Here is an 8,036-nt window from a genome sequence, read left to right on the forward strand (position 1 = left end):
CCCGTGTTAGGGTTTGTCCATCTCCTGTGTCTGCCTGTTCCGTGGGGGAATGGGGCCTGGAGTCCAGGCCGGTCCACCCTTCCGGCAACAGCATGGCGCCTTCGCGGCCAAAGCCAAGAATTACGGGACTCAGCGGCATCGTTCCTTCTGGACTCACCCCCCAGTCGGCCGAGCGGATCGAGTTGCGCAGCTATGTGTTTCTGGATTCCCTGCAGCCCCAACTGGCGGCCTATGCCGGCACGGTGTCCGGGGGATTTCTGCCCATTCCCGGGGACGCCTGCCTCTGGTTGGAGGTGGCGCCAGGGTTGGCGGTGCATCGCATGACGGATATCGCCCTGAAGGCCAGCACTGTGCGATTGGGGCAGATGGTGGTGGAGCGGGCCTTTGGCTCCCTGGCCCTCTACCACCTGGACCAAAGCAATGTGCTCCACTCCGGTGACGCGGTGCTGGGGGCCATTGGCAGCCGGGTGGAGGATCGCACCCACTGCGACGTCACCTGGTACGAGGTGATCCGCGCCATCACCCCGGACCACGCGGTGCTGATCAACCGCCAGAACCGCCGTGGGTCCATGATCGAGGCGGGCATGAGCATGTTCATCCTGGAGACGGAGCCGGCGGGGTACGTGCTGTACGCCGCCAACGAGGCGGAGAAAGCCTCCAACATCACCCTGGTGGACGTGAAGGCCGTGGGCGCCTTCGGCCGGCTCACCATGGCGGGGCGGGAGGGGGACGTGGAAGAGGCGGCAGCGGCGGCCATGAAGGCCATCGCCGCCATCAATGCCCGCAGCCGCAGCCACTAAATCAGGGTCTCATCACATGGAGATCAACGTTGCGGGAGGACCGTGAATTTTGGTGGCGGTTGCCACGGAAACTTGTGTGGATTTTCCCATCTCACTAAGTACAACTTCTTAGTCACAGAGACACCCATAAGTAATGCTAATCATTCTGTCAAGAACTCCTGATGCCAAAACGGCCTCGGATCCCTTGACGGATGGAGACTTCAGCAGAGAAAGTCAGCCATGAACATTCCCCCCACGGAATCGGCAATGGCCAATGAAACCATGGGCATCGCCCTAGGCATGATTGAAACCCGCGGCCTCGTCCCTGCCATTGAGGCAGCCGATGCCATGACCAAGGCTGCAGAGGTGCGCCTCATCGGCCGCGAATTTGTTGGCGGCGGCTACGTGACCGTGCTGGTCCGCGGTGAGACCGGCGCCGTCAACGCTGCCGTGCGGGCCGGTGCGGATGCCTGTGAGCGGGTCGGTGATGGCCTGGTTGCGGCCCACATCATCGCCCGTCCTCATCGTGAAGTTGAACCCGTTCTCGGCAATGGACCGACACCCTCCGGTTCCGGCATGAAGGACTGAGCTAACTCCCACCTCACGTCCCCTTTGATCACAAGCCCATGAGCAAAAAGTATGACGCTGGTGTGAAGGAGTACCGGGATACCTACTGGACTCCCGACTACGTCCCCCTCGACACCGATATTCTGGCCTGCTTCAAATGCACAGGCCAGGAAGGTGTGCCCCGGGAGGAAGTGGCCGCCGCGGTGGCGGCTGAATCCTCCACCGGCACCTGGTCCACCGTCTGGTCCGAGCTTCTGACGGACCTGGAATTCTATAAGGGCCGCGCCTACCGCATCGAAGACGTACCCGCGGACCCCGAGTCCTTCTACGCCTTCGTTGCCTATCCCCTTGACCTGTTCGAGGAGGGCTCCATCACCAACGTGCTCACCTCGTTGGTGGGCAACGTATTCGGCTTCAAGGCTCTCCGCCACTTGCGCCTGGAGGACATCCGCTTCCCTCTGGCGTTCATCAAGACCTGCATGGGCCCCCCCAACGGCATTGCCGTGGAGCGGGACCGCATGAACAAGTACGGTCGCCCGCTGCTGGGCTGCACCATCAAGCCCAAGCTTGGCCTCTCCGGAAAAAACTATGGCCGGGTGGTCTATGAGTGCCTGCGGGGCGGCCTGGACTTCACCAAGGACGACGAGAACATCAACTCTCAGCCGTTCCAGCGCTGGCAGGACCGCTTTGACTTTGTCGCCGAAGCGGTGCGCACAGCCGAGCAGGAGACCGGCGAGCGTAAGGGCCACTACCTCAACTGCACCGCGGCCACACCGGAAGAGATGTACGCCCGGGCCGAGCACGCCAAGCAGTTGGGCATGCCCATCATCATGCACGACTACATCACCGGCGGCTTTACGGCCAACACCGGTCTGGCCAAGTGGTGCCGCCGCAACGGCATGTTGCTGCACATCCACCGGGCCATGCACGCGGTGATCGACCGCCATCCCAAGCACGGGATCCACTTCCGTGTGCTGGCCAAGTGCCTGCGCCTCTCCGGTGGCGACCACCTGCACACGGGCACCGTGGTGGGCAAGCTGGAGGGGGACCGTCAAACCACCCTGGGCTTCATTGATCAGTTGCGGGAGTCCTACGTGCCGGAGGACCGCACCCGGGGCAACTTCTTCGATCAGGACTGGGCCTCCATGCCCGGCGTGTTCGCCGTGGCCTCCGGTGGTATCCACGTCTGGCACATGCCCGCCCTCGTCACCATCTTCGGGGACGACTCGGTGCTGCAATTCGGCGGCGGCACCCACGGTCATCCCTGGGGATCCGCCGCTGGCGCCGCCGCCAACCGGGTGGCCCTGGAAGCCTGCGTCAAGGCGCGCAACGCCGGTCGCGAGCTTGAGAAGGAAAGCCGGGATATCCTCACCGAGGCGGCCAAGAGCAGCCCTGAACTGGCCATCGCCCTGGACACCTGGAAGGAAATCAAGTTCGAGTTCGACACCATCGACAAGCTCGACCTCTGATTCCAGGTTCTGAAGGGCGCTTTGCCCATTGCGGCGGCTCACCCCAAGCGATTCACGCCACGGCCGCCGCACCCCCACCCCACCACTCGCTCAAACGGATCCATGCCTTTCAGCTCGGTGGTCGACTATCAAACCGTCGCCACACTGGAAACCTTTGGTTTCTTGCCAGCGATGACCCAGGAGGAGATCTACGAACAGATCGCCTACGTCATCGCCCAGGGTTGGACACCCTGCATTGAGCATGTCCACCCCAGCGCTTCCATGCGCAACTACTGGTCTCTCTGGAAGCTGCCCTTCTTCGGCGAAGCTGAACTGGGTGCGATTGTTGCAGAGCTTGAGGCATGCCATCGCGCCTATCCCGATCACCACGTTCGCCTGACGGGCTACGACGCCTACACCCAGACACAGGGCACAGCCTTCGTGGTCTTTGAAGGCCGCGCCTGACCCTGTTCGCCATGGGGCCGGCGATCCGGTCCCATGGCGACCTTTCATTGCCTGATCCCCCCTACCAACACCGAGCACACCGAGGCGGACATGGTTACTACGGCAAGCCGTCAATCAGCACTTGAGCGCCGCAAAGCCCTCTCCACAGCAGGGAAGGCAGCCGCCTCGCGCTACGCAAAAACACGCCAGCGGAATATTTCCGACGGGCAGAGCCCCAAACGCGGCCGCGCCAGCGCCAGGACTGTTGTTGCAGCACCGTCTCGCCCCCGGCCTACGGTCGTCTCCCAACCTGCTGCCGTTGCCCCGGCAGTCCCCCCCGCGGCCTGGAACCTGAATACTCGCAAAATCTCCAACCCCACCCGTGACCTGGCCCTGGCCCGGCGCCGGTCCCTCTCCAGGCAGGGCAAACGCAACGACCCCAGCAAAGACCGGATTCGCACCGCGGTGCGTCGTCCTTCCCGGACCACGCCCCAGCCGGCCGCCACTGACCGTCAGGATGAAAGCCACACCTGTGACTGCCAGAAACGCCGCAAAAAGGAAGCGGGAACACTGGGTAGATCATTGTCGTTGCATCTGACGTCCCCAGCAACGGATCGCCGCAGCGCTGCTGAAGCCCGCCTCAAGACGCCCAAGATGAAAACCGCCACAAGTCCCAGCCGCGCCCTGGTGCTGGCCCGCCGCCTGGCCATGGCCAAGCATGGAAAATCCGCCAACGCCCCCACCAGCGCTTCCAGCGCCGCGGTGGCCCGTCAGGGCAACCCGGAACTCTCCGGCCGGGAATTGGCGCAACGGGTTCGTGAACTGAAGGCCCGCTCCGGATCCGCCGGCCAGTGCGTGAAAGGCAACAACAAGCGCCCCTGCGGTCCCCGCCGCGGCATGAATCGGCCCAAGGACAACGACCAGCCAGGCCAGGCCGCCGATGATGCCCATTGGAAGGTGGGCGCCAGCACCACCCCGCTGGGGCAAACCGTGACCGGCACCCGCACGGACCGCTCCATAAAGACCACCGGCAACGAAGCCAGCACCTGCCGCACCATCACCGGGACGGAATACATGGGGGCTGACGTGTTCCAGTCCTATTGCCAAAGCCAGGCCCCGTCCCGCCCCCGCAAAGTCGCGGTTACCCCCACCGGCTACGGCAACACGGTCACCGGGACGGAAGTGGGCCGCTCGGGGAAAGTTACGGGCGACGAGCCGGGAACTTGCAAATCCATCACCGGCACCCAGTACCTCTCCGGCAGCCATGGGGAAACCTGGTGCGGCAGCCCCACCCAGCCCCAACCCGCCAAGGTGGGTCAGGCCCGGACCCAGGCAGAGCAGCGGGTGTCCGGCGTCATGGTGGGGCGTTCCGCCAAGGTCACCGGCGATGAACCCGGCAGTGGCCATCAGCTTACCGGCTCCCAATACATGAACCCCACCCCGGATATTGGCCGTGGACCGGCTCCCGCCAAGGTGCGCGCCTTCTCCACGCTGCGGGGCTTGGCCGTCACCGGCAACGAGGTGGGCCGTTCCGCCAAGGTCACCGGCGATGAACCGGGCGCCTGCAAAACCGTCACCGGTGACGACTATGTGGGTCGCCAGCAATATGACGCATTCTGTGGGGGCCGGCCCGCACCGGAGGCGGCCAAGGTGGGGCTGAGCACCACCAACCGCAACCAGACCGTGTCCGGAACCAGCACGGGCCGTTCTCCCCTGGTCACGGGGGACGAGCCCGGCGCCTGCAAGGCCGTCACCGGCACCCCCTATGCGGGCCTGGAGCAGTCCGGCAACTTCTGCAGCGAGCCTGAGCAGGCCGCCATTGTGGCCCGCACTCCCGTGGGTCCTGGCACCCCTGGTCAGCCCATGACCGGCCTGCAACCGGGAATGGGTGGCGTGATGACGGGTGCGGAACGGGGGGCCTGCGAGCCCGTCTCCGGCACCCCCTACGTGGGCGCCGACCAGTTCCAGAGCGCCTGTGGCGCCGGCGGCGTCCCGGCGGATTTGCCCCAGCCCCTGGAAGGCGCCCCCTGGACCCGCTTTACCATCACGTCCCCGTTCCGGGCGGCCCACACGGAGCAGAAGCGGCGTCTGGCCACAGGGGTGACGGGAACCCTCTATGAGCAGGGAGTCGCCCGCATTACCGGTCCTTTCGGGATGGCGGGCGGCCGGGTGACGGGAACGGAAGAGTTCCGCTTTGACCAGCGCGGCCCCAACACGGCACTGCCGTCACGGAACCCGCTCCAGCCGCTGGCGGCCAGGGCCGGCGCCGCTGGCCCCGCCAGCCCGGCTCCGGTCACGCCACCGGCCCCATCCCGGGTCACGGGTGAAGGCATGGCCCAGGGGGTGCGGATTTCCGGAGACGACTGGTCCCGCAACGACCGGGTCACGGGCACGGAAGGTCCCTCCTCTCGCCGGCGTAATCCCTCCCGGCCAGGACCCATGTCCGCCATGGCCCCCTTCCAACCCAAGCGCAACGCGGAGACGGAGGTTCCCCTCAGTCCCATTACCGGCTCCAGCGGCAACACCGACAAGGGGGCTCTGGTGACCTTCTCCGGCGGAGCCCGCGGCTGATTCATGCTTGCCCGTCGCGATCCCTATCAGCCCCAGGGGCCGACAGCGCCACGACGTCGTCCACCCCGCCCTGACGGCCGTGCGCCGGTGGGGCAACCGTCGTCGCCCGGTCTCGGCGCCCCTCGGCCCCAAGACCCGCTTGCCGCCACGGGGCCGCTCCACCCCCTCGCCAACCGGGAGCGCAATCAACAACTGCGAACCTACGACAGCCAGGTCAAGGGAAGCTTTGACAACATTGTGGAGGTGCTCAAGCGGATCTCCGCACTCCAGCACGAGCCGGACTTCGAGCAGAAGGCCCAAGCCCTGGCCATGGATGAACTGGGTTTCCCTCTGCCGGAGGACATCCTGGCCAATGCCTGGGTGACCCAGTTGGACATGCGCAGCCTGTTTGCCTGGTGCGTGTTCGAGACCTACAAGCGCACCAGTGAGGCGTTTTTCACCAGCGATCCCTTGGGAGAGCCGGAGGACCACGCCTTTGACGCCTTTGTCCGGGAGGACTGCGGTTTTCATCTGCTGGACGTGACCCCCTGCGCGGATGGCCGCCTGGCCCATGCCATCAGCTACGCCTTGCGGTTGCCCTTCAGTTCCGTCCGCCGCCGTCCCTACGCCGGCGCCATGTTTGACGTGGAGCGCACCGTCACCCGCTGGATCAAAACCGAACACCGGCGCCACCGGGAAGGGGCGCCCAACCAGGCCCATGAAGACACCCGCTACCTCAAAGTCGTGGTGTACCACTTCAGTTCCCTGGATCCACACCACCAGGGCTGTGCGGCCCACGGCTCCGACGACGCCCAGGCGGCCCGCTCCGGCCTGAACCGCCTCCAGGATTTTCGCCAGGCGGTGGAAAACAGCTTCTGTTGTGGCGCCTCCGTCACTCTGCTGCTGCTGGGGCTGGATACGGACACGGACGCCATCCGCATCCACGTGCCCACAGCGGACGGCGCCACGGATCTGAACCGCTGGCTCGATGCCCGGGAGGTGTACAGCCAGACGGCGTCCATGGCCCCTGAGGCCGCCCGGGCGGCCATTGGCGAGCGGGTGCGACAGGAGGCGGGGGGGGGCATTGAAGAGGGCATGGTGCGCTTCATATCCCGCTTGCTGGAGAACAACATCTCCCAGATCGACTTCGTGCGTCAGTTCCATCAAGGGGCCTATGGAGATGCCGGCCATGCTGAGCGCTTCATTGGCGTGGGCATCGGCTTCAAGGAAATCCATCTACGCAACCTCACCTACTTCGCCCACATGGAAACCGTGGAGGAGGGGGCCGCCGACCTGGACGTGGGCATCAAGATCTTCAAGGGTCTGAACATCAGCCGCGGCCTGCCTGTGCCCGTGGTGATCCGTTACGACTTTCACTCCAGCGTGCCGGGCTCCCGGGAGCGGGCCGTGCGCTCCTGTGAGCGCATCGCCGCCGCCGTCCATGGGCGCTATCGGGATTTATCCCGGCAGGGCTTCCTGCACACCCTGCTGACGGTGCGGGATGGGGACCACCACAAGCCGCCCGAGGTTGTGGGCTCTTCTCTACAAGCTCCGGCGAGGGAGGCCCACTGAATGAGAATCTGCAAGGTGATCAAGCCGCTCGTGTCCACCAACCGCATCCCCGGCTTCGAGCACAAGCATTTGAAGGTGGTGCAGGACGGCAGTTCCCACCTGGTTGCCGTGGATGCCGTGGGGTGCCGGGACGGGGACTGGGTGATCTGCGTGGGCAGCTCCGCCGCCCGTGAAGCAGCCGGCAGCAAGTCCTACCCCAGTGACCTGACCATCGTGGGAATCATCGACCACTGGGATCCCCCCCAGAAACCCCCGGCCCCATCGTCCTCCCCGGCCCAGGCATCGGCATCGGCATCGTCGTCAGCAACGGCCCAGGCGGCCGGCGGCCCGGCCCCGAGCCCGATTCAGACACCGGGCCACCAGACCGGCGGGTCCGGCGGAGGGGTCAGTTGATGGAAATCATGCAGGTGATCGGATCTCTGGTGTGTACCCAGCGGGTGGCCGGTCTGGATCACTGCTATCTGCGGGTGCTGCGCACCAGCAAGGGGAAAATCAACGTGGCCGTCGATCCCGTCGGCGTCTCTGTGGGCAACTGGGTGTTCACAGCCAGCGGCTCGGCGGCCCGCTTTGCCTGCCCCAACCCCGAGGTGCTCACCGATCTCACCATCGGCGGGATCATTGACTTCTGGTCGCCCGACGGCTGAGTCCGCCCCGGCGCCCCAGCCCTGCCCCACCT

At 65.6% G+C, this 8,036-nt stretch carries 8 protein-coding genes; all 8 read left to right on the plus strand.

The annotated features are described in order from the left end of the window. Positions 1 to 41: 41 nt before the first annotated feature. The 8 genes from BG35_RS0104420 (at position 42) to BG35_RS0104455 (ending at position 8,004) form a co-directional block, all read left to right on the plus strand. Complete coding sequence (locus BG35_RS0104420) at positions 42 to 800, plus strand: BMC domain-containing protein (RefSeq protein WP_236619778.1); 759 nt, start codon at positions 42 to 44, stop codon at positions 798 to 800. A 246-nt stretch (positions 801 to 1,046) separates the two neighbouring features. After that, positions 1,047 to 1,367, plus strand: a complete 321-nt coding sequence (csoS1, locus tag BG35_RS0104425; RefSeq protein ID WP_025781875.1) for an alpha-carboxysome major shell protein CsoS1 — start codon at positions 1,047 to 1,049, stop codon at positions 1,365 to 1,367. 38 nt (positions 1,368 to 1,405) lie between these two features. Next, entirely contained in the window at positions 1,406 to 2,815 is a 1,410-nt protein-coding gene (locus BG35_RS0104430) for a form I ribulose bisphosphate carboxylase large subunit (protein WP_025781876.1), read from the plus strand. A 102-nt stretch (positions 2,816 to 2,917) separates the two neighbouring features. Then, entirely contained in the window at positions 2,918 to 3,259 is a 342-nt protein-coding gene (locus BG35_RS0104435) for a ribulose bisphosphate carboxylase small subunit (RefSeq protein WP_025781877.1), read from the plus strand. A 33-nt stretch (positions 3,260 to 3,292) separates the two neighbouring features. Beyond that, positions 3,293 to 5,809, plus strand: coding sequence for a CsoS2 family carboxysome shell protein (locus BG35_RS0104440; protein ID WP_236619779.1), 2,517 nt, complete (start codon positions 3,293 to 3,295; stop codon positions 5,807 to 5,809). A gap of 3 nt (positions 5,810 to 5,812) precedes the next feature. Further along, positions 5,813 to 7,360, plus strand: coding sequence for a carboxysome shell carbonic anhydrase (locus BG35_RS0104445; RefSeq protein WP_025781879.1), 1,548 nt, complete (start codon positions 5,813 to 5,815; stop codon positions 7,358 to 7,360). Beyond that, on the plus strand, positions 7,361 to 7,753 hold the full coding sequence (gene csoS4 / locus BG35_RS12000) for an alpha-carboxysome shell vertex protein CsoS4 (RefSeq protein WP_025781880.1): 393 nt from the start codon (positions 7,361 to 7,363) through the stop codon (positions 7,751 to 7,753). Further along, on the plus strand, positions 7,753 to 8,004 hold the full coding sequence (locus tag BG35_RS0104455; protein ID WP_025781881.1) for a carboxysome peptide B: 252 nt from the start codon (positions 7,753 to 7,755) through the stop codon (positions 8,002 to 8,004). Before csoS4 ends, BG35_RS0104455 begins: the two co-directional genes overlap by 1 nt. Positions 8,005 to 8,036: the final 32 nt, after the last annotated feature.

The sequence above is a fragment of the Candidatus Synechococcus spongiarum SH4 genome, assembly GCF_000586015.1.
GTDB lineage: Bacteria > Cyanobacteriota > Cyanobacteriia > PCC-6307 > Cyanobiaceae > Synechococcus_B > Synechococcus_B spongiarum_F.

Bases quoted from the DNA above. Each gene is read 5' to 3' on its own strand.
- csoS1 (WP_025781875.1), top strand. From the start codon at position 1,047: ATGGCCAATGAAACCATGGGCATCGCCCTAGGCATGATTGAAACCCGC.
- BG35_RS0104430 (WP_025781876.1), top strand. From the start codon at position 1,406: ATGAGCAAAAAGTATGACGCTGGTGTGAAGGAGTACCGGGATACCTAC.
- BG35_RS0104435 (WP_025781877.1), top strand. From the start codon at position 2,918: ATGCCTTTCAGCTCGGTGGTCGACTATCAAACCGTCGCCACACTGGAA.
- BG35_RS0104440 (WP_236619779.1), top strand. From the start codon at position 3,293: ATGGCGACCTTTCATTGCCTGATCCCCCCTACCAACACCGAGCACACC.
- BG35_RS0104445 (WP_025781879.1), top strand. From the start codon at position 5,813: ATGCTTGCCCGTCGCGATCCCTATCAGCCCCAGGGGCCGACAGCGCCA.
- csoS4 (WP_025781880.1), top strand. From the start codon at position 7,361: ATGAGAATCTGCAAGGTGATCAAGCCGCTCGTGTCCACCAACCGCATC.
- BG35_RS0104455 (WP_025781881.1), top strand. From the start codon at position 7,753: ATGGAAATCATGCAGGTGATCGGATCTCTGGTGTGTACCCAGCGGGTG.